Annotated in this window: 20 protein-coding genes and 1 tRNA gene; 7 read left to right on the top strand and 14 right to left on the bottom strand. The window is 51.3% G+C overall.

The window, feature by feature from the left end:
* Position 1 precedes the first annotated feature (1 nt).
* From ACS5NO_RS13145 to ACS5NO_RS13135, 3 genes are read right to left on the bottom strand one after another with little or no spacing between them, the layout of a single operon-like run.
* Positions 2-901 (bottom strand): class I SAM-dependent methyltransferase, encoded by a 900-nt coding sequence (locus ACS5NO_RS13145; protein ID WP_439415572.1) that lies wholly within the window; start codon positions 899-901, stop codon positions 2-4.
* Entirely contained in the window at positions 898-1,305 is a 408-nt protein-coding gene (locus ACS5NO_RS13140) for an EVE domain-containing protein (RefSeq protein WP_439415571.1), read from the bottom strand. The genes ACS5NO_RS13145 and ACS5NO_RS13140 overlap by 4 nt, the downstream gene beginning before the upstream one ends.
* Positions 1,306-1,363: 58 nt before the next feature.
* Positions 1,364-1,918, bottom strand: coding sequence for a DinB family protein (locus tag ACS5NO_RS13135; protein WP_114409361.1), 555 nt, complete (start codon positions 1,916-1,918; stop codon positions 1,364-1,366).
* A 409-nt stretch (positions 1,919-2,327) separates the two neighbouring features.
* Here ACS5NO_RS13135 and ACS5NO_RS13130 point away from each other — a divergent pair, with 409 nt between their 5' ends.
* Positions 2,328-2,885, top strand: a complete 558-nt coding sequence (locus ACS5NO_RS13130; protein ID WP_150874878.1) for an RNA polymerase sigma factor — start codon at positions 2,328-2,330, stop codon at positions 2,883-2,885.
* 60 nt (positions 2,886-2,945) lie between these two features.
* Here the strand turns inward: ACS5NO_RS13130 and ACS5NO_RS13125 are convergent, their stop codons facing one another.
* The gene (locus ACS5NO_RS13125) at positions 2,946-3,440 is read right to left on the bottom strand and encodes a DUF421 domain-containing protein (protein WP_439415570.1); all 495 of its coding nucleotides are present in this window, start codon (positions 3,438-3,440) and stop codon (positions 2,946-2,948) included.
* A gap of 134 nt (positions 3,441-3,574) precedes the next feature.
* Between ACS5NO_RS13125 and ACS5NO_RS13120 the strand changes: the two genes are divergently transcribed.
* The 3 genes from ACS5NO_RS13120 (at position 3,575) to ACS5NO_RS13110 (ending at position 6,285) form a co-directional block, all read left to right on the top strand.
* Positions 3,575-4,114 carry a DUF6580 family putative transport protein gene (locus ACS5NO_RS13120; RefSeq protein WP_439415569.1) on the top strand — a complete coding sequence of 180 codons (540 nt, stop codon included), beginning with the start codon at positions 3,575-3,577 and terminating at the stop codon, positions 4,112-4,114.
* 101 nt (positions 4,115-4,215) lie between these two features.
* The gene (locus tag ACS5NO_RS13115; protein ID WP_439415568.1) at positions 4,216-5,229 is read left to right on the top strand and encodes a bestrophin family protein; all 1,014 of its coding nucleotides are present in this window, start codon (positions 4,216-4,218) and stop codon (positions 5,227-5,229) included.
* An 81-nt stretch (positions 5,230-5,310) separates the two neighbouring features.
* Positions 5,311-6,285 (top strand): transglutaminase domain-containing protein, encoded by a 975-nt coding sequence (locus ACS5NO_RS13110; RefSeq protein ID WP_439415567.1) that lies wholly within the window; start codon positions 5,311-5,313, stop codon positions 6,283-6,285.
* A gap of 97 nt (positions 6,286-6,382) precedes the next feature.
* Here ACS5NO_RS13110 and ACS5NO_RS13105 read toward each other — a convergent pair whose 3' ends face one another.
* Genes ACS5NO_RS13105 through ACS5NO_RS13095 form a run of 3 tightly spaced genes read right to left on the bottom strand, consistent with a single transcriptional unit; the run spans position 6,383 to position 9,145 of the window.
* The gene (locus tag ACS5NO_RS13105) at positions 6,383-7,687 is read right to left on the bottom strand and encodes a hydantoinase/oxoprolinase family protein (protein ID WP_439415566.1); all 1,305 of its coding nucleotides are present in this window, start codon (positions 7,685-7,687) and stop codon (positions 6,383-6,385) included.
* Between the two features lie 29 nt (positions 7,688-7,716).
* Positions 7,717-8,223, bottom strand: coding sequence for a Cif family virulence factor (locus ACS5NO_RS13100; protein ID WP_439415565.1), 507 nt, complete (start codon positions 8,221-8,223; stop codon positions 7,717-7,719).
* 19 nt (positions 8,224-8,242) lie between these two features.
* Positions 8,243-9,145, bottom strand: coding sequence for a histone deacetylase family protein (locus ACS5NO_RS13095; RefSeq protein WP_439415564.1), 903 nt, complete (start codon positions 9,143-9,145; stop codon positions 8,243-8,245).
* A gap of 43 nt (positions 9,146-9,188) precedes the next feature.
* Here ACS5NO_RS13095 and ACS5NO_RS13090 point away from each other — a divergent pair, with 43 nt between their 5' ends.
* Together ACS5NO_RS13090 and ACS5NO_RS13085 are read left to right on the top strand one after the other, a co-directional pair.
* Positions 9,189-9,938 (top strand): SDR family oxidoreductase, encoded by a 750-nt coding sequence (locus ACS5NO_RS13090; protein WP_439415563.1) that lies wholly within the window; start codon positions 9,189-9,191, stop codon positions 9,936-9,938.
* A gap of 207 nt (positions 9,939-10,145) precedes the next feature.
* Positions 10,146-10,424, top strand: a complete 279-nt coding sequence (locus tag ACS5NO_RS13085; protein ID WP_439415562.1) for a hypothetical protein — start codon at positions 10,146-10,148, stop codon at positions 10,422-10,424.
* Between the two features lie 212 nt (positions 10,425-10,636).
* Here the strand turns inward: ACS5NO_RS13085 and ACS5NO_RS13080 are convergent, their stop codons facing one another.
* The 4 genes from ACS5NO_RS13080 to ACS5NO_RS13065 all read right to left on the bottom strand — a co-directional run bounded on the left by ACS5NO_RS13080 (position 10,637) and on the right by ACS5NO_RS13065 (position 12,505).
* Positions 10,637-10,837: a hypothetical protein gene (locus tag ACS5NO_RS13080; protein ID WP_439415561.1), complete on the bottom strand. Its 201-nt coding sequence runs from the start codon at positions 10,835-10,837 to the stop codon at positions 10,637-10,639.
* A 524-nt stretch (positions 10,838-11,361) separates the two neighbouring features.
* The gene (locus ACS5NO_RS13075) at positions 11,362-11,631 is read right to left on the bottom strand and encodes a hypothetical protein (protein WP_439415560.1); all 270 of its coding nucleotides are present in this window, start codon (positions 11,629-11,631) and stop codon (positions 11,362-11,364) included.
* 72 nt (positions 11,632-11,703) lie between these two features.
* Positions 11,704-11,883: a hypothetical protein gene (locus ACS5NO_RS13070; protein WP_439415559.1), complete on the bottom strand. Its 180-nt coding sequence runs from the start codon at positions 11,881-11,883 to the stop codon at positions 11,704-11,706.
* 550 nt (positions 11,884-12,433) lie between these two features.
* Positions 12,434-12,505: transfer RNA gene (locus ACS5NO_RS13065), tRNA-Glu, on the bottom strand.
* 190 nt (positions 12,506-12,695) lie between these two features.
* On the opposite strand from ACS5NO_RS13065, the gene ACS5NO_RS13060 reads away from it, so the two are divergent.
* Positions 12,696-15,272, top strand: a complete 2,577-nt coding sequence (locus ACS5NO_RS13060) for a M14 family metallopeptidase (RefSeq protein ID WP_439415558.1) — start codon at positions 12,696-12,698, stop codon at positions 15,270-15,272.
* A gap of 99 nt (positions 15,273-15,371) precedes the next feature.
* Here ACS5NO_RS13060 and ACS5NO_RS13055 read toward each other — a convergent pair whose 3' ends face one another.
* The 3 genes from ACS5NO_RS13055 to ACS5NO_RS13045 all read right to left on the bottom strand — a co-directional run bounded on the left by ACS5NO_RS13055 (position 15,372) and on the right by ACS5NO_RS13045 (position 26,061).
* The gene (locus tag ACS5NO_RS13055) at positions 15,372-18,209 is read right to left on the bottom strand and encodes a Kelch repeat-containing protein (RefSeq protein WP_439415557.1); all 2,838 of its coding nucleotides are present in this window, start codon (positions 18,207-18,209) and stop codon (positions 15,372-15,374) included.
* Positions 18,210-18,615: 406 nt separating this feature from the next.
* Entirely contained in the window at positions 18,616-21,903 is a 3,288-nt protein-coding gene (locus ACS5NO_RS13050) for a putative Ig domain-containing protein (protein WP_439415556.1), read from the bottom strand.
* A gap of 207 nt (positions 21,904-22,110) precedes the next feature.
* Entirely contained in the window at positions 22,111-26,061 is a 3,951-nt protein-coding gene (locus tag ACS5NO_RS13045) for a hybrid sensor histidine kinase/response regulator transcription factor (protein ID WP_439415555.1), read from the bottom strand.
* Positions 26,062-26,146 lie beyond the last annotated feature (85 nt).

Below are 26,146 nucleotides of genomic sequence, written 5' to 3'. Positions count from 1 at the left end.
GTCATTCGATGGAAGAAAACCGATAAAATACGCCCAGGGGAAGGCGTTTGGCAAAACCGTCGCTAAGATACAGTTCGCCAAATTCAGTGTTGGGACGCTCGCCAAAATGGGCTTTCATGAGGTTATCCAGAATCAGCGCGGAAAAGCCGAGGGAGTAGAGGTTGATGATTAAAAAATAGTGCTGCTTGTCCAGTAATTCGGCGCAAACCTGCAACAACTCATTGAGGTGTTCTTCCAGCAGCCATTTCTCCCCTTCCGGTCCGCGACCGTAGGCCGGAGGGTCCAGAATCAAGCCGTGGTAGGTATTGCCGCGACGAACTTCCCGTTTCACAAACTTCAGCGCATCTTCCACCACCCAGCGGATGTTGTCGAGCCCGCTGGCTTCCATGTTTTCCCGCGACCAGGTAATGACCTGCCGAACGGCATCGACGTGGGTCACCTCCGCACCAGCCTGCCGGGCCGACAACGATGCCGCACCGGTATAAGCAAACAGGTTCAGAACACGCGGTTTTTCAACGGGTAGAGCCGATACGTTCCGATGAATAAACGGCCAGTTGACGGCCTGCTCCGGGAAAATTCCGACGTGTTTGAAGGACGAGAGCGAGAGTTTGAACGTCAGATCCAGACCTTGTTGCTGATACGGAATGAACCATTTCTCGTCCATTTTGGCGTTTAGCACCCACTCCCCTTTTTCCTGCGACCCCTTGTCTTTTTTGAAAACCGCATGAGCACGGTTTTGCCATTCGGCATCCGTCAATGACTTGGGCCAGATGGCCTGCGGCTCCGGGCGACTAAGCACAATCGCGCCAAAGCGTTCAAGTTTTTCGAAACCGCCCGTGTCGATTAATTCATAGGAAGACCAGCTTTCGGGGGTCAGCAGCGTCAAATGGTTGTTACTCATGAGCCCAGGGCTAAAATACACTCAAATTCGTTGACGCTCACGGGAACGACGGACAGCCGGGACTGCCGGATCAGCAACAGATTTTGCAACAGCGGTTCCGCTTTGATCTGCTGTAGTGAAACCGGTTTCGAAAGCCGGGTGACGGGTTCGAGTTCCACCACCACCCACCGCGGATCTTCCGGAATGGTCGGATCAGGATAGGCTTCGTGGCTCACTTTGGCCAATCCGACCACTTCCTTGCCTTCCACACTGTGGTAAAACAGGACCGGATCGCCCAGGCGCATCGAAGCGAGGTTGTTGCGGGCCTGGTAGTTCCGTACGCCATCCCACACGGCTTTTCCCTGCTTAACGAAATCGTCCCACGAATAGGCGTCCGGTTCGGACTTAACGAGCCAGTAGTTCAAAGCGTTGGAGTATTAAATGGTTTGATGGTTAAAATGGCAGGAACGGGTCACCCACGGTTTAATAGTCGTCGAATTCGTCGCCGTATTTCGAACCGAACTCGTCGTGCGAATGATCTTCGTCCAGCCCTTTAAATTTCAAGCCTTTCTTAATGATAGAAATCTGCCCGGAGTGGTAGGTATCGTGGTTGATAATCCCGTGTAACATATCGTAGTACGTATAGTCCCTACCGGGAACGATATCTTCCAGAAATTCATCATCGTCGCGTTTGTCGAGTTCGTTGATCAATTCTTCCTGACTCAGGCTCAGTTCCATTTGCAGGGCTTCCCATTCAAAATCGTCGATAACCTGAAACGACCCGAAATTTTTCTCCGGCGTCTTGATGTCGAAATCCTTATCTCCCTGCATTTTTTTAACGCAAAAAATCCGCCAGCTCGTCATGTGGAAGACCAGTTCGGCGATGGAATGCGTGTTAGGCGTCAACCGGTGACCCGCCATTTCGGGAGAAACGCCACTCAGCACTTCCACCAGCGAAGGCCCGTGCCAGGCTTCTTCCCCTTCATAGGTGGTGTTGAGCAGGTCAATGATTCGTATCAATTCGTCGTTCTGTACCATTGGAATCGTGTTGTAAATGAGCGGAGGGCCTGAGGCCTCGTTCGGTTCTTTCGGCAAAGGTAAAAGGGTTTGTTATTTTTTCATTGTGTTACTTCCCGATTCTATCCCAAAAAATAGATATAACTTATTGAAGAATATGACCAAAAAGGCACTTTTTCCCACTCCTGACAATAATACAAGTCCGTCTTCTGAATCCGGTTCATCTCCTAAAATCAATCCAATATTTTTTTAGGATGGACTGATTATAAACTAATGGTGAAAATCAAATAAAAGTAAAGTTACCCCTTGACATTTGTATGGACAATCAATAGTTTTGGATCATTGAGCGATTGCTCAGTTATTATTACTCAAAGGGTCAGCCTCCTCTTTGTGTTCAATACATAGTTCACGATTTCTGTGCTATCAACTTATGAACACCAATCGTCACACCGACGAGGAGCTGGTACGGTATTACCTTGCTACCCAACAAAGCGACTATTTTGGTCAACTCTACAAGCGTTATTCAAACAAGGTATACCGCCGGTGTTTGACCATTACCAAAGACCCGGTCGATGCGGAAGATTTCACGCAGGACATTTTCATGCGGGTTTTGTCCGGGCTACACAATTTCAAGGAAAAGTCCACCTTCTCGACCTGGCTCTACACGGTTTCGACCAACTATTGCATGGATCGCATGAAAATGGGCCGTCGGCGGAGCGACTGGGTCGAACTGGATCACGAGATCGTCAAGACGCTGGCCGAAACCAACGACTACGCCGGGATGGAAGAACGCTACCAGCTTGTGGATCTGATTCTGGAAAAAATCGCCCCCAGCGAGTCGATGTATTTGCGAATGAAGTATGAAGACAACATGAACATCCGGGAAATGGCAATACTACTACAGGTTAAAGACAGCGCCGTCAAAATGCGGCTGAAACGCGTTCGGGATAAAGTAAAAGATATACTCATTTTTTATCAACTGAATTGATCCCGAATAAACCGGATAAAATCACCTTTAATTGTCTGGATTTTAGGCGATTTTATCCGGTTATTTTTTTTCGATTACGCTAATGTTTCCGCTGCCTTCGAGGTAGCATTTTTTCACATTGTGGTAATCGTCAACGCCGTTTTCCCGCAGGATGCTGATCAATTCGTCTTCCGTGATCATCTCTCGCTTCATGTTCTGGCGCATCAACTGCCCATCCTTTACCAGTAAAATCGGATCGGGTTCAATCAATCTTTTTAGAAAAACCGACTGGTAACCCAACCAGTCGAGCGTATAGTCCCAGAAAACCAGCGTTCCGACCAGAAACAAACCCTCCGTCACGGATTCATACGGCCCGGCCATCGCGTTCTGAGCGGCATCCGAAATCATCGTAATAAGTAGCAAGTCGCTGAGATTCAGTTGTCCAGTGCCGCGCCTGAAAAACCGCAGGTATAAAAAGATAAACCAATACGTGAGGGTGCCGCGCACCATCATTTCCAAAACAGATGTTGTGGGGATAAAGACCGAATGCCAGTCAACGCCAATGAGTTTTTCCATAGCTTACAAAAGGTTTGAATGCTGAAACGGATCTGCGACGGAAAGTAGCGGAAATACGACAGCAAATTGAGTGTCCGGCCCCCCAAATTGATTCAGGTTTTGACAGTTTTTAATTTTCGGTGTAACTTCACGCCATGAAGCTTATTCACATTCGTACGGCATCGTTAGCGGCCATCATCGTTGTCACGGCTCTGAGTCGTTTGTTACCTCACCCGTATAATTTTACACCCATTGCTGCCCTGGCCCTGTTTGGCGCGGCCACCTTTGAGCGCAAATGGCTCGGGCTGGCCATTCCGCTGGCCGCCATGTTGCTCAGTGACCTCTTCATTGGTTTCCACAGTGGGATGATGAGCGTCTACAGTGCCTTCACCGTAATCTGGTTGCTGGGCGTTGTTCTGCTGCGCAAAGTCACCTTTGGCCGGGTCTTAACCGCTTCGCTCCTGTCCTCAGCCCTGTTTTTTCTGATCACCAATTTCGCAGTCTGGTACGGCAGTTCGTTCTACCCGCAAACGCCCCAGGGCCTGATGGCCAGTTATGCCGCCGGTTTGGCGTTCTACGATGGCCAGTCGTTCTTTCTGAATGCCGTGCTGGGCGACCTGACCTTCAGCACAGTTTTATTCGGCAGTTATTATATTTTACAACGACAGTTTCCGGTTTTCAGGCTCGCCCGATAAATTCAGTCATCTTATCGATACCCTAAAGACCTGTAAGCTTTCAAACCTTGCAGGTCTTTTTTTAGTGATCTTACACCGACTCAACCAACTTCCTATCCATCATGTATACCTCTAAGCGGGTTCGATTTCACCATATTTTCCCGTTCGCCTGGCGTTCGGTCTTGTTCTTTCTCGGGTATTCCACCCTCATCTGTCTGCTCTATGTCATGGCGGGCTGGCAGTGTCTGGCCATCCCTTTTCTGCCCATCGGCCTGATCGGAACCGCCGTCGCGTTCTACGTGGGTTTCAAAAACAATTCCTCCTACGAACGGCTGTGGGAAGGGCGACGGATCTGGGGCAGTCTGGTCAACGTCAGCCGGTCGTGGGCCATTATGGCATTGGACTACGTGACCAATCTGAACGCCACCGCTCCGGTTTCGGAACAGGAATTGAAAACCATTCACCAAAGTCTGGTCTACCGCCAACTGGCTTTTCTGAACGCCCTGCGGCTCCAGCTTCGCCGACGCACGGTTTGGGAGGCCTGTGTGGGGGCCGAGCATACCCTGATCGAACGCATCGAAGCCTTTCGGCTGCACCAACTGGATGAAGACCTGGCACCGTTTTTAACCACTGAAGAAGTCGAATTCATCATCAAGCGACAGAATGCCGCCACGCATCTGATCCGGAACCAATCCGCCCAACTCAAAGAACTGCGGGCCAAAGGACTGATTTCGGAGTACTACCACGCTGAAATGGAACGCTTGCTGGTCGAATGTTACAACCAGCAGGGCGCCTGCGAGCGAATCAAAACGTTTCCGTTTCCCCGCCAGTACGCCTTTTTCAGTTACGTCTTCATCTGGCTTTTCGTCCTGATCCTGCCCTACGGTTTGCTTGGTGAAATGGCTAAACTGGGCGACTGGTATGTCTGGCTCACCATTCCGTTCTACACCCTGATTTCCTGGGTGTTCAACACGATGGAAATCATTGGCGACACCAGCGAAAACCCGTTCGAAAACAGCATCAACGACGTTCCAATGACGGCCATCTGCCGCAATGTGGAGATCGATTTGCGTGAAATGCTGGGCGAAACCAAGCTGCCGGAACGTATGCAGGCGGTGGATAATATCCTGCTCTAGATGGTACCAGGGGAGGAATTCATCGGCGGAAAACAATAAACGGGAACGGTTTTCAGTTTTATCGACAAGTGTAGAACGAATATGTGTCGCCGATTCCTGCCCATCGTACTTGTATTGGTTTTTTGCGTCGGATTGAAGCCTGCGTCGGTTGTGTCGCCCAGCGATCACTACGGCCAGATCGATTACTACGCACGTCATGCTCCGGACTCGTACGCCCGAAGCATTACCAGTTTGTCGGACTACCTGACGGCTCCTGCCCGCACGGATATGGACAAGGTCCGGGTGATTTACGCCTGGATGGTTTCCCACATCCGCTACGATCTGGAGGCCGTTCACAACCGGAGTTCCCAGAAATATTATTCCGAATTTGAATACGCCAACCGGGTTCTGCGCCAGCGAAAAGGGCTCTGCACCGGCTATGCACTGTTGTTCAAATACCTCCTGAAACGGGCGGGCGTTCAGGCCGTCAACATCCGGGGGTATGCCCGCACGGAGGACAAGGAAGCAGGACGCCCCATTGCGGTGGTCGACCACGAATGGAATGCCGTCAATATTGAAGATGAGTGGTTTTTGCTGGATTTAGCCTGGGCCGTTACCACCGCTTCGGAAGGCGCTGGCAGCAATGATTTTTATTTCCTTACGCCACCGGAAGTGTTTGTTTCCCAACACTTTCCTACAGATTCTCGCTGGCAGTTTCTGGATCAGCCACTCAGCAAGACCGAGTTCGACCGGTTTCCAAAACTCTATGATCCGTATTTTCAGTTGGGATTCGGGCCAGACTTTCCGCGAAACGGACAAATCCGGACGCAGGGAAAAGCGGAACTGACGCTGCAAAACGAACAGGCGCTGGAATACCTCTGCACGGTCAGTCGTTTCGGACAGTCGAAAGGTTCTGAAGTTCCGGTTAAAGTGGCTCGCTATGGCAATCAGCACCAGTTGCAGTTCAATGTCCCGATCCGGGGCTGGTCGACGCTCCATATTTTTGCCCGCTCCCGGGGCAATGCCCGCGTGAAGAAATACGACTGCATCGCGTCGTTTTCGATCTATAATTCGTGAATAGACAAGAGAGGTTAGACAAGAGAGTAGAGACTGTGAAGTTCCCTTTTGGGGTCTTTATTCTCTTGTCTAACCTCTCTTGTCTAATCTCTCTTATCTATCGTAAGAAAATCCGCAGATTTCGGAACGCGTCCATGCGGGCGTAGCTTTTTTCGTGCATCACCACGGTGGATTCCGGGCCTTCGATGATCGCCGGTCCTGACAAGGTGTCTTCGGCACGAATACCAGCGCGGTCGTAGATCGGGCAACCACAGGGGGTCAAATCCTTTTCATAATACACCGATCGGTATCCCTTCAGGGCGTGAAAATCTCCCGTCCGCTGGGTGGAGTTGTAATAGCCCGCCCGTTGCATAGCCGCCGGTATTTGCCATTCCGGGTCATTTTCGGCCAACACCAGCAGATACCCCAATGCCGACGACACCCCGGCTCCCACCGGCACCACCACCTGCTGAATCCCCAACAGCCGGGCAATTTCACAGGCATGAACCGGTCCTGCACCCCCAAATGCCAGCAGGCTATACGTCTCCAGCTCAGCGGTATGCGCCCCGGTCAATTCCCGGATTTGGGCCGCCAGTTTCGCTTCAACGCTGTTGGAGACCCGCATGGCGGCTTCTTCCACCGAAATGTTGAGGGGTGTTGCGAGGTGTTCCCGAATGGCCTTTTTGGCCAAATCCACTTTAAGTGGAATGGCCCCATATAGAAAATAATCTTTATTCAGAAAACCCAACACCAAATCCACATCCGTCAGTGTTGGCACCGTGCCGCCCCGATCGAAGCAAGCCGGCCCTGGACCCGGTGTAGCATGTTCGGCGAGCAGAACGGGTTCTTTTTCTTCATTCAGCCCGATGTAGCTATTACCGCCCATTTCAAAACTACGCACCTGGTTTTCCAACGATTGATCCAGTGAATCCATCGATGTGGCCGATCGTTCGTTCTGCAGTGAAACAAACGCCGACGATCCGCCAATTCGCAGTACCACAAGATTTTTCTGCCCGATCTGGTTCCCAAAATACCGCCCGGTCATGAGTCCACCAATGCGGGGCGACATGATGGATTCGGGGTTTTCCTCCGCTTCATCGATGGGGAGCAGACGCCCGTGGCTGGTTACCAGGCGAATCGGCGTTGCCCACCCGGCTGCCAGCAGTTTCTCTTCCAGATTCCGGGCACAGGTGATGGCCATGGACGGCGGCATTTGTACACTCATCCCCACCACCAGGGCCTCTACCACCGCCGGATCTACCTTTTTCTCCGCCATGAAATACCCGATTTCCTCCTTCAAACGCTCGGTTGAATCATGAATGGTGGTGGGGATTTTCTTGATGGATAGCCGGCCCGCGTCGTCCATCAACACAAAATCTGTAAACGTTTCTCCCAAATCAATGCTAAAACGGTAACGACTCATGGTGGTCTTTTTGGCTGTGAGAAACGATTCTATTTCGAGGTAATGCGCATATCCGTAATCCGCCACCGACCGTCCGGATCTTTCCGCAATTGGCTGGTTACCATTGCAGATCGGGATGCCGTACCGGTGCTTTCGACCGGAACATACGAGTATACTTCAACAGATTGAGCGGTATTTTCGTTGATTTCCAGTTTCCGTACGCGGTAATGCTGGTACTTTATTTTCCCGCCCGACGCCTGGTATTCCGCCGGTGTTTTCCGGCTGCCGTCCGAATCGGTAATCTTTGCCTCTTCCGTAAACCAGGTTGCCACACTGCCGGTGGTACCCGAACCCGGATTTAGAACGGCCATGCGGCTTTTGAGCAATACCAGAATCGAATCCCGCTCCGGATACAGTTTCGTGGTCGTGGTGCGGGTTTCCGTCCGACGCAAACGCCGTTGCGTATCCTCTTTTGCCTGGTTTGGCGTCGTTTGCTGGGCTAGGGCAGATGCCGAAAACCCCATTCCCAACACGAGTGTCAACAGTTGTAGTTTCATTTGTTTTCGTTTTCGTCGCTCAAAAGTAAAGTTTTTCTGCCAATCGAAACGTATTACAATGCGCTTCCACAATGTCGGCCATTCGGGGGGAATAACCGCCCCCCATCGAAACCACGATCGGCAAGCCTTCTTTGCGGGCTTGCTCAAAGACAAACTCGTCGCGCTGTTTGCAGCCTTCACGGGTCAGGTTCAGCTTCCCAAGCCGGTCGGATTTCAACACATCGACGCCGGAAATATAAAACAGAAAATCGGGCTTTTGTTCTTTTAACAGACGGGGCAAGGTTTCGGCCAACTGATTAAGGTAGTCTTCGTCGGTCATTCCGGTCGGCAACGCCACGTCCAGATCCGACTGTTCCTTGTGCAGCGGGTAGTTGTCTTTGCCGTGCATACTGAAGGTGAAAACCCGGGGCTCCTGTCGAAAAATAACCGCCGTTCCGTTTCCCTGGTGGACATCCAGGTCGATAACCAGCACTTTTTTAGCGAGTTGATGATCGAGTACATACCGGGCCGCCACGGCTACATCGTTCAAAAGGCAAAAGCCTTCACCCCGATCCGGAAAGGCGTGGTGGGTGCCGCCGGCAATGTTGAGGGCAATGCCGGTCTGTAAGGCGATCAGACTGCAATCGATGGTTCCCTGCGTAATCATCCACTCCCGCTGAATTAATTCTTCTGACAGCGGGAAACCGATCCGGCGCACCATAACCGGCGGAACACGCAGCGTTTTTAACTGGCGGACATAGTCGGAAGTATGGACCGCCAGCACCCAGCGATCATCGACCAGACCGGGGGAAAAAAAGTTGGCGGGCTGGCATGTTCCCTCATACAGCAACTGATCGTGAATCAATTCATATTTCGACATCGGAAAGCGGTGGCCTTCGGGAAGCGGGTGTCGGTAAATAGGATTATAAGCAATTTTCAACATCCATCGGTAAGTTAGCGGACAGTAACCAGCTATGTATCCACTTATGCAAACTGTCATTGTGACCGGAGGAGCCCAGGGCATCGGGCGTGTAACGACTCAGTATTTATTGACCCACGGCTACCGGGTTGCCATTTGGGAAAGCGATGCCGAAGCGCTCGAAGAGTTCAGCGAGACCATGAAATCGTCGAACTCCAGGTCCCTCGTACTCAATTGCGACATCACCTCCGAAACCGCCGTGAAAAATGCGGTCAAAGCCACCATCGAGCGGTTCGGTCAAATCAACCACCTCATCAACAATGCCGCCATTCAGGTTGAAAAGCCGCTCGAACGGTTTACACTCGAAGACTGGAACAAAGTCATTGGCACCAACCTGACCGGCACCTTCCTCTGCTCCAAATATACCGCCCCCCACCTCGCCGAACAACAGGGAAGCATCGTTAACCTCTGCTCCACGCGCGCCTTTCAGTCGGAACCGGAAACCTTTGCCTATTCGGCGTCGAAGGGTGGCATATTTGCCCTGACCCATTCGCTGGCAGTTAGTCTGGGTCCGGACGTCCGCGTCAACTGCATCAGTCCGGGCTGGATCGATGTGGCGGCTCTAAAGAAAAAAGGCAAGGCCCGCAACGAACAACTCCGCCCCGAGGACCACGCGCAGCATCCGGCCGGCCGGGTTGGGCAGGCCGACGACATCGCCCGGATGATCCTCTTTTTGATCAACGATTCCAACTCATTTATTACCGGACAAAACTTCATTGTAGACGGCGGAATTTCGCGAAAAATGATCTACGTATAATTCAGTATAATCCGCTTACTAACAGACACTTGCCGTTCAATAAAAAAAATAAGCCCGGAACTGTTTTTTATGTATAATTACTTATGTATTTTTACGCAACGATTTAATCATTTACGGTAGATCGCCATTCGCGTGGTTGCTCAAATGTTAAACAAAAAGGAAATTATTTTACCCAGTCATTCGGTGATTGAAAGCCGATGGTTGACCATGGTAAATGAAATCCAGCAGCAACACAATGTCTTGATTGACCTGATCGAACAACTGGAGCAAAATCCGGTAACCAACCCGAAAACCGTCTTTCGGTTGACAACCCTGCAACAGCATGTATTGGACACACTGTCTCACTTGCTGGCCGAATCGTTGACAGAGATCGAATCTACCGTGTCGACCCAGGTGGAACGACTGCAAAAAAAGCATGCCCACAGCCAGATTTTGATTCAGCTTAAAGAACAGATCGATCTGGAACTTATTAAACTCCGGATGTAACCAATACGGCACCGGTTGGCAAATCCGTCAGTCTATCCAGTCTGCATTCCTTATTTTCTCTGTCCTACATAAAAATAACCCCGGCACAGGTGTCGGGGTTTCTTTTTCAATCGATTTTTCGAGGGCATTCTACATAGGACTTACGTCTGATAATTCTTTATACTTTCGCTTTTGCCCCTAAATCCCCTTTAGGGGCAAAAGCGAAAGTCCTTCTATAGCGTCTCAACTTTTATCGTTTCCGGGTCATAGTTGGCAGGCTGATGCACCTCGAGCCACTCTTCAAGCTGCATCAGGGCACCTTCCTCCGTGTAGGAATTATAAATGCGGCTGGCCAGATATGTGCCATCTTTGGCATATACTATGCATTTGAACTTCCTTTTGTTCAAGGTTCCTCGCAGAGTTTTCATTTCCATTTTCGTGATCTTTAAAGTTCAGCATACAGAGAGTGGGAGCATTAAAACCGGACAAACCGGCAATCAAGATTAAATTAACCGACAAGCGTTTTTTTTGAAATTTATTCGTACTGATGGTGGAGATTAAGAATAAAAAGAATGGAAAAATGAACTTAATTTTCCGATCTAATGAGTTAACAACGCATGATAAATTGAGCAAAAATCAAACCAAGTATACTATTTATAATTACATATTTTCTTTATTTATAATTATTTTAAAAAGGCTTTCTAATCGCTTTTTGGCTACCCGTATGCAACCATTGTCACATTTTTCGGGTCTATACCACTAGAATAACCTGTTTTATCCAGCAAAATCTCTCCCTGTTTCGGATATAAAGATCAGATTTACTTTACGATGGTGAAACGAATGTCCGGAAGCTTTGCATTCGGACATTTTTGTTTAAACGGCTTTCAATAATTTATTGCACAAGCAATATTTTTCAATAATTGTTTTAATCAGTATTCAGCTTAAAAAGCGCACACATTCAGCGTGCCACATTTTTATTGGTCTGCTCTTTTTTCTGTAAAATTTTACCTTGCTCGATTAATTCCTGATATGTAAACTCTTCGTTGCGAACATCATTGATATCATTTTCAACCGTAGCCCGGTTAAATGCCGACCGGTTTACCGAATCGGCATGCTCTTCTATCACTTTCGAATAGTTGTCCTGATCGTATTTCTGGTCGAGGGGATCGCAACTCAGGCATACGAAGGAAATAGCAATTGTCAGGAGGAATGTCAGCCGCTTTTTCATGGAGGATGGGGTTAGACTGATTAACCCACGTTCCGGCGGATTGTTGCAAAAGCGGCAATTGTGTTTCAGCAGCTATTCCTGCGTATTGGCAGTTGCACTCCCATTGTATTTTGTAATGGCCTTATTGACCCGAACCAGTGTTCCCATATTTTGAGCCAGAAATCTTCGTTTGGCATCAAGCCGGTTGGTCGCTTCAACATAGGTAGTCCAGGATTCCTCCCCCTTTAGAAAAGTCACTTTGTAGGTCTTCACGCTCTATCCTTTTTAAACCGGTCTATTTCCAATGGATCTGTCACTGTCCAGTATTCAATTAATCAAATGATCAATTGAATACTAGGACAATCAAATCAGGTGCCGGTTTAATCTTGCTTCCCGGATTTTGAGCCTGTGGTCTGGAATGACCGGGACAGTTTCGTAAAGTCTCACCAAAAAAATAGCCCGACACAGAAGTCGGGCTAGCTATGAATGAACATCGAAAATACAGCTCAGTACGGAGAAAAACACCATAAAAACTACATTGCACGGCTTTCCACTCCCCCCAAAAACAAGACCCGGTGAAAAGATTCCGGGTCTGTTTACTTACCAATCTCTATTAACGGAAGATTTTGAGCCTTCCGTGCAAAATTAGGGGAGTATGGGATCAAAACATGGTACTATTCTGCGAATATTCAACACTTTTATACGCCGTGAAATGAGTTTTACGACAAACTCTGCTCATAAAGAATGAGATCATCTGGCCCGATTTTGCCGCGCATTTTCCACAAAAAAATAACCCCGACAAACTTTGTCGGGGTTATCGGAGTGACCAATACGGGAATCGAACCCGTGTTTCAGCCGTGAAAGGGCCGCGTCCTAACCGCTAGACGAATCGGCCATATCCAGTTTTCAGTTGGTCGGCGACTCATTTGCCAACCCTGATTCTGAAATTGTGGTGCAAAGATACGGCTAAAATTGATAGCTGCAAATCTCTGACTAAAAAAAAATGATTTTTCTGCGATTTGACGGGGTTTTGTGGTTTCGACTTATTTTTGGGGATTGCCCGATAAATTCATTATTTGCACTTCATGAAAAGACTCTCCTTATTTGGTCTATGCCTGTTAATGGCTCTGACTACGCTCGCTCAGAACACGTTACAACATCCCGATCAGTTTTTAGGCTATACCGTCGGCAAGCGGTTTTCGCCCCACCACCGGGTGCTGGCCTACGCCGAACAGGTGGCCCGGCAAGCACCCTCTCAGGTAAAAATAATTCCGTACGGAACCACTTTTGAAGGTCGCCAATTGCTGGCGGTGGTGGTGGCCTCCGAAAAAAACATGGCGCGGCTGGAAGAAATCCGCACCACGCACCTCAAACAGATCGGTCTGGGAAATACCCCCGCTGCATCCCCTCAGGCCGCAAATTCGACGCAACCGCCCATTGCCTGGCTTAGCTACAACGTCCACGGCAACGAAGCCATCAGCTCCGAAGCCTTCATGCTGGTGCTCCACGATTTGCTCAATCCCACGAATGCGGTTTCCCGGAAAATCCTGTCCAACACCGTCGTCATTCTGGACCCCGGCCTCAACCCCGACGGCCACGACCGGTATGTCAACTGGTATAACCAGATGAGTGGTGTACACCCCGACCCGACGCCCCTGGCGCGCGAACACAGCGAGCCCTGGCCCGGTGGCCGCTACACCCACTACCTGTTCGATCCGAACCGCGACTGGGCCTGGCAAACCCAGGAAATCACGCAGCAGCGAATGGCACTTTACCAACAATGGATGCCGCATCTGCACGGCGACTTTCACGAAATGGGCCCGGAAAGTCCGTATTATTTTGCCCCCTCGGCCAAGCCCTACCACGAAGACATTACGCCCTGGCAACGGGAATTTCAGCAAATTATCGGACAGTATAACACCCGGTATTTTGACAAAAACGGCTGGTTGTATTATACACGGGAGAATTTCGACTTGTTCTATCCGAGCTACGGCGATACCTGGCCAACCTACAACGGTGCCATCGGCATGACCTTTGAACAGGGCGGTGGTGGCCGGGCCGGACTAGCCTATCGCAAAAACGACGGCGACACGCTCACCCTGCGCGAACGCATTGACCACCATTACACCGCCAGCTTTGCCACCCTCGAATCCGTGGCCGACCGACCGGATGATGTGGTCAAAAACTTCAACCGATTTTTCGAAAAATCGCTGACCAATCCGGTGGGTGAATTCAAAAGTTACGTCATCAAAACCGCCAACGAGGAAGGTCGGATTACGGCACTCCGGAAACTGCTCGACAACAACCAGATCCGCTACGGTTTGGCCGGGAAATCTCAGAAACTGGTGGGTTTCAACTACCAGAATCAGAAGAATGAAGCGGTTACGATGGAGAGTAACGACTTGGTGATCAGTGCTTATCAGCCCAAATCAACCCTCCTAAAAATCCTCTTCGAGCCCAAGTCGACGCTGGAAGATTCGGTGACCTATGACATCACTTCCTGGTGTATTCCCTACGCCTACGGTTTGAAAGCCTACGGCTTAAAGGAGAAACTGACGCCGGTGGCGTATGTCAATCCAGTGACGCCTTCGGTACCAGGGACTTCAGGTTCCGGGCCAAAACCGTATGCCTACCTGGTGCGCTGGCAGTCGGCGCAGGAGGTGCAGTTCCTGGCCGGTTTGCTGAAAAACAAGGTGCGGGTTCGGGTGGCAGAACGGACTTTTAAACAGGGCGAACAGCGGTTTGAAGCCGGCACGCTCATCATCACCCGCGCCGGGAACGAACGCCTGGGTGACCGTTTTTACCAGATCATCCAGCAGGAAGCCAGCAAACGGAACATCCCGCTCATTCCCGCATCCACCGGTTTTGTAGCCGAAGGGGCCGACTTTGGTTCCGGCAGCGTTTTCTCCCTGAAAAACCCCCGGGTTGCCGTTATTTCCGGCGACGTCACCTCTCCGACGTCCATGGGTGAAGTCTGGCATTATTTTGATCAGGACCTCGATTATCCACTGACGCTCATCGAAGCCAATGCCTTCCCGAATGCCTCACTCGCCGAGATCGATGTGCTGATTATGCCGCAGGGCTACGGCTACGGAAAAATCCTGAACGATCGGACGTTGACCAAACTGAAAGACTGGGTTCAGGCGGGTGGAAAACTCATTGTGATGGAACGCGTCACCTCGTTTTTTGCCGAAAAACCGGACTTTGGCCTAAAGAAAAAAGTGGATAAACCGGACAGTAAAAAAGAGAAAACCGATAAAAAAACCGAAACCGATACGGACGAGTCGCTGCGGGAATACGGCGAACGCGAACGCGAAGCGATTTCGGAAGAAACGCCGGGCAGTGTCTACCGCGTCGATCTGGACCGGACCCATCCGCTGGCCTTTGGCTATCCCAACGGCTATCACGCGCTGGTTCAGAACGTCTACGACTACGATTTTCTGAAAGATGGCTGGAATGTCGGCTACCTGAAGAAAGATAATTATGTGGCCGGTTTTGTGGGAAAAAATGCCCGGTCGAAGCTCAACAACACCTTGCTGTATGGCGTTCAGGAACTGGGCAAAGGCAGCATTGTATACATGATGGACAACCCATTGTTCCGCGGTTTCTGGTACAACGGGAAGCTGTTGTTCGGCAATGCGGTGTTCATGGTGGGGAATTGAGTTTTTAGGGAAAAGAGAAAAGACAAGAGAGTAAAGACAAACCGGTTTTTTGAAAACACGGCTAATCTTTACTCTCTTGTCTTTTCTCTCTAGTCTGATCTACCTTTTAACCAGCTTCAGCGTGTGGCTCTGGCCGTTGGTGCTTACGTTCAGGAACAGCAGACCTGCCGGAGCACCGGAAATACCGAAGCTCTGCTTGTCGATGGCAGCCGCTTGTTGAATCTGGCGCTCACCAATCACCCGGCCCTGAACGTCTGTCAGCGCAAAGCGCAGCGGCTGCCCTTCGGCTCCGCGAACTTCCACCTCGACCCGATCGTTCACCGGGTTGCCCAGCACAGTCACCTGAAGACCGTTGGTCCGTTCAGCCGAAAGCCGACCTGGTGATGGACAATTCAGGATTTTTCCCGAATCCTTCAGATCATACGTACTTCCCTGAACACGGGCATGAATCTTGGTATCGCCAACGCCTTTCAGTGCGTCAGGAACCACAAAACTGTAGGCATGAACCCCGTTGCCTTTCCCGGCATTCTTCAAATCGACCCGGTAGATGTTGGCCACCGTGCTACCCCAGACTGTACCACTGCTCAGGGTATAGAATTCGACCGTCACCGGCGTGTTGGGCTTCTTGCGATCCCAGACCCAGCCGCGAATCGTGCCGCATTCCACTTTGTCCAGATAGCCTTCGAAATCGCCGGTGACACCACCGGAAGAAGCCGGGCTAACCGTCAGCGGAAAGCTCACACTGTTGCTGGCTCCGCCCTCATCCGTCGCCTGATAGGTCAACACAAATGTTCCATCCACCGTTGGAATCCCGGTGATGATGCGGGTGGCCATATCCAAGGATAAACCGTTGGGCAGGCCCGTCAACCCGTACGAAAGCGTCGTTCCTTCCGGATCGGTAAAGGCGACCAGCGTGGCCGAAAACGGCACACCCACCTGAGCGGCCAGGGGTGCGATCATGACCGTCGGGGTCGGCGGTTTGGGCAATTCGTTACCCGGATTAGCCCCGCTTCCCTGGCAAATCAGGGCTTTCGGCGAATCTTTCAGAATAAAGCTGCTGTTGGTCACCCGGGCCGACAGCAGGTGCGACTGGTTGTCTTTGATCGATTCCGGAATGGCGAAAAGAAAGGCATGTTTCCCGTTTCCTTTGCCCGCGTTCAGCAAATCCTGCCGGAAGACATCAGCCTGAATGGTTGCAATAACGTTGGGTCCATCCAGAATTTCTACTGAAACAGCGGTATTGACCTTGTTACGATCCCAGGCCCAGCCCCGGAACGTGCTGCAATCGGCACCGTATATAAAGCCGTCAAAACTACCAACTGCGGTACCTGGCGCTACGACAACCGTGGCGCTTCCTGGCAAGCTTGTGCAACTGCCAATGGTACAGGTTGCCGAATAAACCAGGGTTGCCGTTGCGGAGGTTGGGACTGAAATACTGGTACCGGAACCACTGCTGCCACCCGGCCCTGTCCACGATACCGACCCGGCCTCACAACCGGTGATACTAAGCTTCATAAAAGGAGTATTCTGAAAAACCGTCACATTGCTCTGGCCCGAGAAAGCCACGGTGGGAGTCGGAGGCAGCGAAAGAACCGTCAGGGCAAATGCTTCCGACCAGGCGACTCCACCGTCACCACTGACCCGGCAATAGTAGGAATCCGAATCGGTGGTCTGCACATTCGTCAATGTTAGGGTAGCTGAGGTTTGATCCGTCACGACGGCAGCCGAGGTGCTGGCCGATCCTTTATACCATTGATAGGTCAGGTTATCACCCAAAGCGGAGATGGTCGTGGTAACGGTGCTGCCCTGGCAAACCGTAGACGAACCGGGGGATGGCTGCTGATCAACGGCTGTTGCCGTGTAAATGTCGACCAGAACCGTTGATCCCCCGTCTAAAGCGCCAACAAAGCCGCCGGCAAAAAGCGCTTTATTTCCGACACTGGCCGATGCCAGATCTTTCCGCTTTTTGGTAAGATTGTCCGTTGTCCAGGTGTCTAAAGTCATATCGTAAATATCGACGACGGTCGAGCTCCCCGAAAGATTTTCACCGCCGGCAAAAAAGACCTTGTCACCCACGGTAGTTGCGGTCAGATTGGTTCGTTTACTGGATAAGGTAGCCTGCGACCAGGTACTGGTAGCGAGGTCATAGATATCTACCCGGTCGGAGTAATCTAATAAACCTTTAACACCGCCCGCAAAAAAAATCTTACCCCCGGCAACCACGGCAGCTAGACCACCCCGGGCTTCCGATAAGTCACTCGCTGTCGACCAGGTGCTGGTAGCAACATCATAAATATCCACCTTTTTTGAAAAACCACTCAATAGACTTTTATAACCTCCGGCAAAATAGATCTTGCCATTGGCAGCAACCCCAGCCAGACTGGAGCGAGCTTCCGACAATTCGCCAGTGGTCCAGTTTTTATCAATTAAATCGTAAATATCGACGGTTTTAACCGTTGTAAGGAGTTTAACAATCCTACCTTCCAAGTGAATCCCGCCGGCAAAAAGGACTTTTCGTCCTGCCTGGGCCGATGCCAGTAAGGAACGACTCTCCGAGAGATCGGTCTGAGACCACGTATCATTGGCAACGCTATAGATGTCTACGCGTTTGGAAAAACCCTTCTGGTCTAAACTACCTCCGCCGGCAAAAAATACGGAATCCGGTGAAGCGGTTGCGGTCAGGTCACCCCGGCTTTCACTCAAATCGGCCTGCGACCAGGAATCCGTACCCAAGGTATAGATGTCGACCCGGTTGGTAGCCGTCAGGCCTTCGAAACCGCCACCAAAAAAGGCTTTGCCACCGGCACTCGTACCGGCCAGCTTGTTACGACTCTGGCTTAAACTCGCGGTGGTCCACTGTGCCACAGCGCCGGGTATGTGCAACCCCCAGGCAAGCAATAGACATAAGGTTAGGGAAAACTGGAAATTTTTTTTCATAAAAAAAGGATTAGAGTGTTTGGAATAGATAAAATAAAAAGCTGGCCCGGGCATCCAATGTCCGGATCAGGTATTGAAAAAAAAGAGGTGAAATCAGGCGGTGTTAACCGCTGTAAAAACCGGGGAATGATCCTTAAAACCGTGGACAGGAAACCGGCAAATCCGTAGCATAAACTTCATTCGATTGAGTGATAAGGGGACAGGAGTTATAAGACATTGCAAAATATGAATAAATAATAAAATTATACTAACAACGAATCCAAACATATGAAAAAAAAGACAAGTACGCACATTACCAGACAAAAAACCCCGCCAAATACTCAATTTGGCGGGATCATAAAAAAACCGTAACGATCCTGAAAGTTTCGTCTGCCTGTCCGGGCAGGCCAATTGTCCTCCCAGATAACTAATTGACTTTCAAAATCTTCACAACCTGAGTTTGCCCCGATGTACTGACCCGGAGAAGCATCAAACCCGGCGATTGATGGCTGAGATCAAAATGTTGCCGTTCCCGGCCTTTCGCTATCGCTATCGAATGTTCCATCCGTATTTCCCCCTGAGTATTGATCAATTGCAGTTGCAACGGTTGACCTTTTGCGCCGGAAATTTCAACCACCACCTGATCGGTGACCGGGTTGCCCAGAACCGCTACTTCCAGTTGGCCGCCTGATTCGGCCGACCGCCGAACCGGCGAAGAACACGTCAGCGGTTTTCCCGAATCTTTCAGCACATAACTGCTGCCCTGCACCCGGCCATAGATCACATGCGTCCCCGTGCCAATCAGGCTGGCAGGAACCGCGAAGCTGTACGCATGAAACCCGTTTCCTTTTCCTGCATTCTTCAGATCGACCCGGTAGAGGTTCGCCACCGTGCTGCCCCAGACCGTACTGCCCGTATAAAACTCCACGGTCACCGGCGCGTTGGGCTGATTACGATCCCAAACCCACCCCCGGATGGTGCCGCATTCCACCTTGTCCAGATACCCCTCGAAATTGCCCGATACCGTCGTGGTGGCTGCTGGAATGACGGTTAACACAAAACTGACGCTATTGGTCGCTCCGGCCGGATCAGTGGCTGAGTATGCCAGCACAAAACTCCCCGCTTCGGTCGGGGTGCCGCTAATTACCCGAGACGCGCTATTGATGGTCAAGCCAGCGGGCAAACCGCTCAATCCGTAGGTCAAACTGCCGGATTCCGGGTCGGTGAAAGCCACCAGCGTGGCTGAGAATGGTACGCCAACCTGGGCGGCCAGGGGCGCAACCAAAACCGTGGGCGTGGGCGGTACGGGTGGTTTGTTGCCCTCCGGCGTCGTGCTGCCCTGACAAACCAGGGCTTTTGGCGAATCTTTCAGAATAAAACTGCTGCCCGCGATTCGGGCCGAGAGCTGGTGGGACAAACCGTCTTTCAATGATTCGGGAATGGTGTAGCGAAACGCATGTTTGCCATTTCCTTTGCCTGCATTCAGTAAATCCTGGCGAAAATCCCCCGCAGGCAGTGTGGCAATGACGGCAGAACCGTCCAGAATTTCGATGTTAAGGGCGGTATTGACCTTGTTACGATCCCAGGCCCAGCCCCGGAAACTTTCGCAATCGGCTCCGTTTACAAACCCGTCAAAGCTACCATTGACAAAGGCCGGCGAAATCGCAACGGTGGACGTACCGGGTTCAGAAACACAACTGCCGATGGTGCAGGTGGCGGAATAAACCAGCGTTCCGGTAGCGGAAGTCGGAACCGTGATCAGGGAACCGGTCCCCGTCGTCGCATTGGAACCTTTCCATTCAATACGCCCGGATTCGCAACCCGTAATGGCCAGGCTGACAAAAGGGGTATTTTGCAGAATGGGTAACGTGATCGACGGCGGCAGATTCAACACCGGCGTCGTGGGCGCCGGATGAACCGTCAGCGCGAAAGCATTAGAAGTCAGGCTGTTGCAGCCGGTGACAACCACCACGTAGGAACCGGATCCATCCGGTTGCCCATTGCCCAAACTCAGTGTCGCCGAGGTTTGATACGGTCCCAGGGAAATCCCATCTTTGTACCATTGATAGGTCAATGGACTGTAACCGGAAGCGGCCGCCGAAACACTGATGGGTGTGCCGGCACAAACCACCGACGCAGAAGGCGGCTGGCTTGTTATCGAGAATGGGATGGCCTGAAATTCATACGCGCCCATGTCGATGGGGCCGTTGTTGTAAAACCGGGAATTTCCCGCCAGGTCCGTCGTTCCACTGATGGCGGTGGTGCTGCCCGGGTAGCCCGCATTGACGGCCGGTGAGCAGGCTGTCAGTTGCCAATCGGAAGCACTCGCAAATGGCGAGTCGGACGTGGTCAGGTTGTTGGTGCCATCATACCCGGTTGTCTCGGGATCGAACAGACTGTAACCGGCCGTCAGGGTAGCATTTTCGTTGTAGATCGCCTTGTCTCCGCCGTTGTTCCAGACGATGCAGTTGGTAAGTTTCGGATGACTGGAACCGGAATCCGTAACTTTATTAAAAAAACCGCCCCCCTGATAAGAAGCGGTATTGCCGGTAAATGTGCAGTTGATCACTTTGGGGCTACATTCGCCATCCTCGGCGTTGTTGTTAATGGCTCCGCCAGATTGAGCCGCATTTGATATAAATACACAATTGGTCAATTCAGGACGAAGCAGCCCTCGGGTTACCTGGTTATACACTCCACCACCCCCATAGGTTGCGGTATTGCTGCTAAAGGTACAATTCGTCAGCATCGGCGTGTTGGGTTTATCGTCCGTCCGAAGCAGCATACCTGCCCCACTTCCCGCTTTGTTTTCGAAAAATAGACAGTTGGTTGCAATCATAGCACAGGCATGATTGTACATACCTCCTCCCATGAACAAAGATTCGTTACCAATAAAGTCACAATTCATCAATTCCAACCTATTCTCGGCATTGAACAGAGCCCCGCCACCGATTCCAGCCGTATTTTTTTCAAACAAACAGTTGCTCAGTACCAGCCTGCTAAGCTCATCGTCGGAATAAGTAAATATACCTCCGCCATTTTTACTGGCTATATTCTCAGTGAATCGACAGTTTATCACAGTTGGCCCGCTAATACCCAACAACGCGTCGTTGGCTATGGCTCCACCAAAACCGGCGGAATTATTGATAAAGCTACAATTCCGAATCAATGGGTCACAAACACTAAAGTCTCCATCGTTATAGATTCCCCCGCCATAGTCATCATCCAAATCACCATCCGCATTTCCGGCAGTGATCACAAACCCATCGATAACCGCACTGTTGGTTAAACTCAACGAGGCCGGGTTGCTGATCACATGCCGGGAATTGTCGTCGATGGTACCCGGATCACCAATTTCTCCACTGAGCGTCGTGCTCGATGGCGTGCTCAGGTTAAGGGCTGGCCGACTGCTTAACTGGCTTTCATTGCCCACAAAACCGCCATAAATCGCCACGTTGTTCCGCATCGAAAAACTAATGCCCCGGTCGGTGGTTGTGGTGGGTTTGTACAAGCCGGCCGCTACCCAGACCTGCACGCTTTCGTCTTCATGGGTTCGCGAATAGGTACCGGCTTCATCGATCGCAGTTTGCAGATTAGCCCCGGCGTAGGCGTCATTCCAGGATGTGCCGTTTTTTGTCGAAACGCCCCCCGCAGGCGTTACGAAATAAATTTTCTGCGCGTAACCTGTCAGACTGGAGAGCAGTAAAAAAGCCATCAACAACCGATGGGTCAATGGCATCCAAAACCATACAGATGTTTTCATTAAAACCGGAATTAAGGTGAAAAATCAATTCCCCAAAATTCCCGTCCTGCACCCAGACGGGCTGTTGATCCCGTTCCAAATGCTGTTGATTCTGTTCCAAAAAAACACGATTTCAGCTTTTCACCGGGTTTTCGGGAAAAGAGTGGATCCATAAACGCATCAGGTGCCAGCTTCAACAAATCCGGAAGGCGTTACGTGGTAGAGTTCACGGAAGCAGCGTGTAAAATACGAGTGATTTTCGAAGCCCACCAGCGTGGCGGTTTCCGAAACCGGGTGGCCCTTTCGGAGAAAATGCGTCGCGCGTTTCAGGCGGTAGTTGCGGATAAATTCTTTGGCTGGTAAACCGGTTAAGGCTTTAATTTTCCGGTACAAATTGGCCCGGCTAAAACCGGCCACCAGTGCCAGTTCATCAACGCCGAAGGTCGAATCGTCGAGGGCATTTTCGAGAAACGTATAGAGTTTATCCAGAAAGGGATCGATGGTTTCGGCCGCGGGAATCGTCATCGATGTCGACGGACTAAGCAGCGATGCCCGCACCCATTCGCGCATTTTCTGGCGTTGTTCCAGCCGATTTCGCACCCGCAGTTGCAGTTCTGAAACCAGAAACGGTTTGGTGAGGTAATCGTCGGCACCGAGCGAAAGTCCTTCCAGGCGGTTTTCCGTCGAGGATTTTGCCGTCAGCAAAATAACCGGGATGTGACTGGTCGTGTGGTCTTCCCTGATTTGGCGGCAGAATGTAAACCCGTCCATCACCGGCATCAGAACATCGGAAATAATCAGATCCGGCATCCGGTCAATCGCCAGTTTCAGGCCCTCTGCGCCGTTTCTAGCCCGATGAATTCGATAGATCGCCGGCAAACTGGTGGTGATCAAATCGGCCAGTTCATCGTTGTCTTCCACAATTAAAATTGTGGTTCGTTCGTCCATTGCCCCCTCCTCCGGTTCTTCCTTGGCCAAATCCAGCGCCACCCGACTCACGACTTCAGGTGTCGGAATGGCCGGAAATTGCGGACGCCTATCATCGTCCCGATCACGGTTTATCTGACCACGATCTACCCTGCCATACGGCAATTGAACCGTTACGGTGGTACCTTTACCCAGCTCACTTTCCATCGAAATCCGTCCCCGCTGCAACTGAACCAATTCTTTCACCAGGGCCAGCCCGATTCCGGTACCTTCGTGATGACGCGTGGACGAGGGATCGACCTGGTAGAACCGGTCGAAAATAACCGGCAGTTGCTCCTTCGGGATTCCAATTCCGGTATCCGAAATCCGGACAACCCATTCGGATTGACCCGGCGCTGGCTCCTGAATGGCAACCGCAATTTGTCCACCTTCGGGGGTGAATTTCAACGCATTCGCCACCAGGTTATAAACAATCCGCTCCAACAGGGACGAATCAAACCAGTACTGATGGTCTGTTAGCCCGCAGACGGTCAACCGGATCGCTTTCTGATGAGCGGCTTCCTGAAACGTCTCCACCACCTGTCCAACCTGTTCGCCCGGATTCCCAACCCGTTCTTCGATGGTCATGGCGTTGGCATCCAGCTTTGACAAATCCATCAACTGGTTGATCAACCGCAACAATTGGTGCGCATTCCGGCTGACGGACGACAGGCGGTGTGCGTATTTTGTTCCGTGTAAATCCTGAATCAATCCATCCACTGGCGAAAGAATCAATGTCAACGGCGTTCGAAATTCGTGGGTAATATTGGCAAAAAACCGGGTTTTCATCTCATCCACAGCCTTGAGCTGCTCGGCTTCCTTCTCTTTCAGTTCCACCTCCCGCTGCTTCAGTTCGATCGACTGCCGGAGTTGGAGCCGGTTTCGGTAGGCCCGCAAAAAAACCGCGAACACGCCCAGAACCAACAGGCCATACAGGGTGTAGGCCCACCAGGTGGCCCACCAAGGTGGCCGAATCGTGATTTCCAATTGCCGGACATAACGGCTCCAGACACCGGACGTGTTGGAAGCATTGACCAAAAACCGGTAGTGTCCGGGTTGCACATCCGTATACACCGCAACGGGTCGTTCCGAGGTAATCCAATCGTCGTCCAGTCCCGTTAACCGGTACCGATACCGGTTTTTGGTCGATTTATTGTACTGCAAAACCGCGAATTCGAGATTCAGGAAGTTCTGATGATGCGGCAGCGAGAGAGAGGATACAGCCTGCTCGGGTTGCTCCCCTACAGGTGAACCGACGCCCGGCTTGACCGTTCGATTATTAACCTGAATACCAGTCAGTTCCACCGCAGGCTGGTAGGCGTCATTTTTAATTTGGTCCGGATAAAAAGCGGTTATGCCTTCCAGTCCGCCCATCATGATCCGCCCGCTGGGGAGTTGCAGAAAATGAAACCGGTTGAATTCATCGGCCAGAATGCCATCCTGCGATGTATAACTCTGGCCCCGAAACGAGTGCCGGTTTAAACGAAAAATGCCCTTATTGGTTCCAATCCAGATGTTTCCGCTGCGATCCGGAATCGCGGAATAGACTACGTTGTTGGGCAAGCCGTGGGTCCTTGCAAACCGTCGGCATTGACCCGTTCGCTTATCGAAACGGCACAGCCCACTTCCGAATGTTCCAATCCACAGGGTGTTTTTATCGATCGGATCGGCAGATATACAGAAAATCGCATTACTGCTCAGGGAAGCCGGTTGCCGGGTCTGGTGGGCATGCCGTCGAATCTGGCCGGTCACCCGATCTACCCGGTATAACCCGTCAGCTTCGGTAGCCAGCCAGAACGCCCGTTCATCGACGACCAGTTGCTGAATGGTTGAAGGAAGGGAAAAGCGGTACGGAAATACCTGCCAGCGTTGCCGGGAATGGTCATACCCGGCGAGTTGAGTTTCCGATACCACCCAAATTTGACCGGCAGGATCACACGCCAGGGATAAGTAGCTAACATCCTGTCCCCTACGCTCTTTCGACGGAGTCCATTCCGGCGAAAGAACCGGTTTTATCCGCTTCGTTTTCAGGTCTAATTGATAAATAGGGCCACCCAGATTAAACCAGAGGGTACCCTTTTTATCAAGGGCATACCGGAAATGATACGGGTCTGTTGAAGCCGAAAAACGGGGCAAGTCAGTCGGCGAAACACCCAACTGATCGCGGAGCAGGTCGGTGTAAAAATTGGTTCGGTAGGGATACCGTTCAAAGCCATTTTCTGACAGATCGTATTTCCGGACACCCGATCCGTTGGTACCGATCCAGAGAACGTCGGAACGGTCGATAAAAAAACTCTTCGCCGTTATGCCGGCGGTTAATGCCGGCAGGTGCTGCAAACCGGTTTGTTCATTGAACCGAAACACCTGATTGAACCACAGCAGGTAATCATTGCCCCGGCTGTCGGATGTAAAACTGGCTTCCCACCATAAAAAATCACCCAGGGGAGGCAGCGGAAATGCAGTGACCCCGCCGGTTTGGGTATGAATCAGCGTCAGGTGCTGACGGGAATGCACCAGAAGATCGCCGTTTTTCCGGACGTGCATTCGCCCCAGAACACGGTCCGGCATCGATGCCGGATTTCCGGGTTGATACCGGTAGTGAATAAAGTGCCCCGTCCGCTCATCCAGTCGGTCGAGTCCGCTATCGGACGTGATCCAGAGGTTCCCCGAATGGTCTTCTACGGCATCCCGCAACTCGTTGTTACTGAGCGATTCCGGGCGATCGGTGTGTTTATACCACTGAAACTGGTTGGTGCGGTAGTTCCAGCCAACCAGTCCGTTATTCCGAAAAAGGAACCAGACCCGGTTTGCGGTACCGGGACACACATCGTACAGGGTATCCCGACCAAAATGTCGTTCATAAAAAGGCTGATGCGTAATGTTCTGAAAGTGCTCCAAATTCGGGTCGAACCGATCCAGATTGTCGTGTTCGCTCTTGATCCAGAGGTTGCCCTGAGAATCGGACTTCAGTTTATATACGTCGGGGAACGAAATCGAGGTCCTGGCTCCTGATGCGGGCTGGAAAACCCGAAACCGCTGCCCGTCGTAGCGACACAGGCCGTCGCGGGTGGCCATCCAGATAAACCCTTTCTGATCCTGAATGATGGATGACACAAACGCCTGGGGCAATCCCTGGCGTTCGGTCAACACTTCGGCAGGTGGCAACGCTGTGGGCTGAGCAACCAGGCCAGGCCATAAACCCACCCCGGCGGCCCAGGTTCCTATTGCAGTTAAAATTTGACGGGCCCAA

Origin of the sequence: Larkinella fluvii (assembly GCF_051857545.1) — a bacterium.
In the GTDB taxonomy this organism is placed as follows: domain Bacteria; phylum Bacteroidota; class Bacteroidia; order Cytophagales; family Spirosomataceae; genus Larkinella.
The sequence above is the reverse complement of the archived record's forward strand: the minus strand, read 5'-3'. Positions and strand labels throughout refer to the sequence as shown.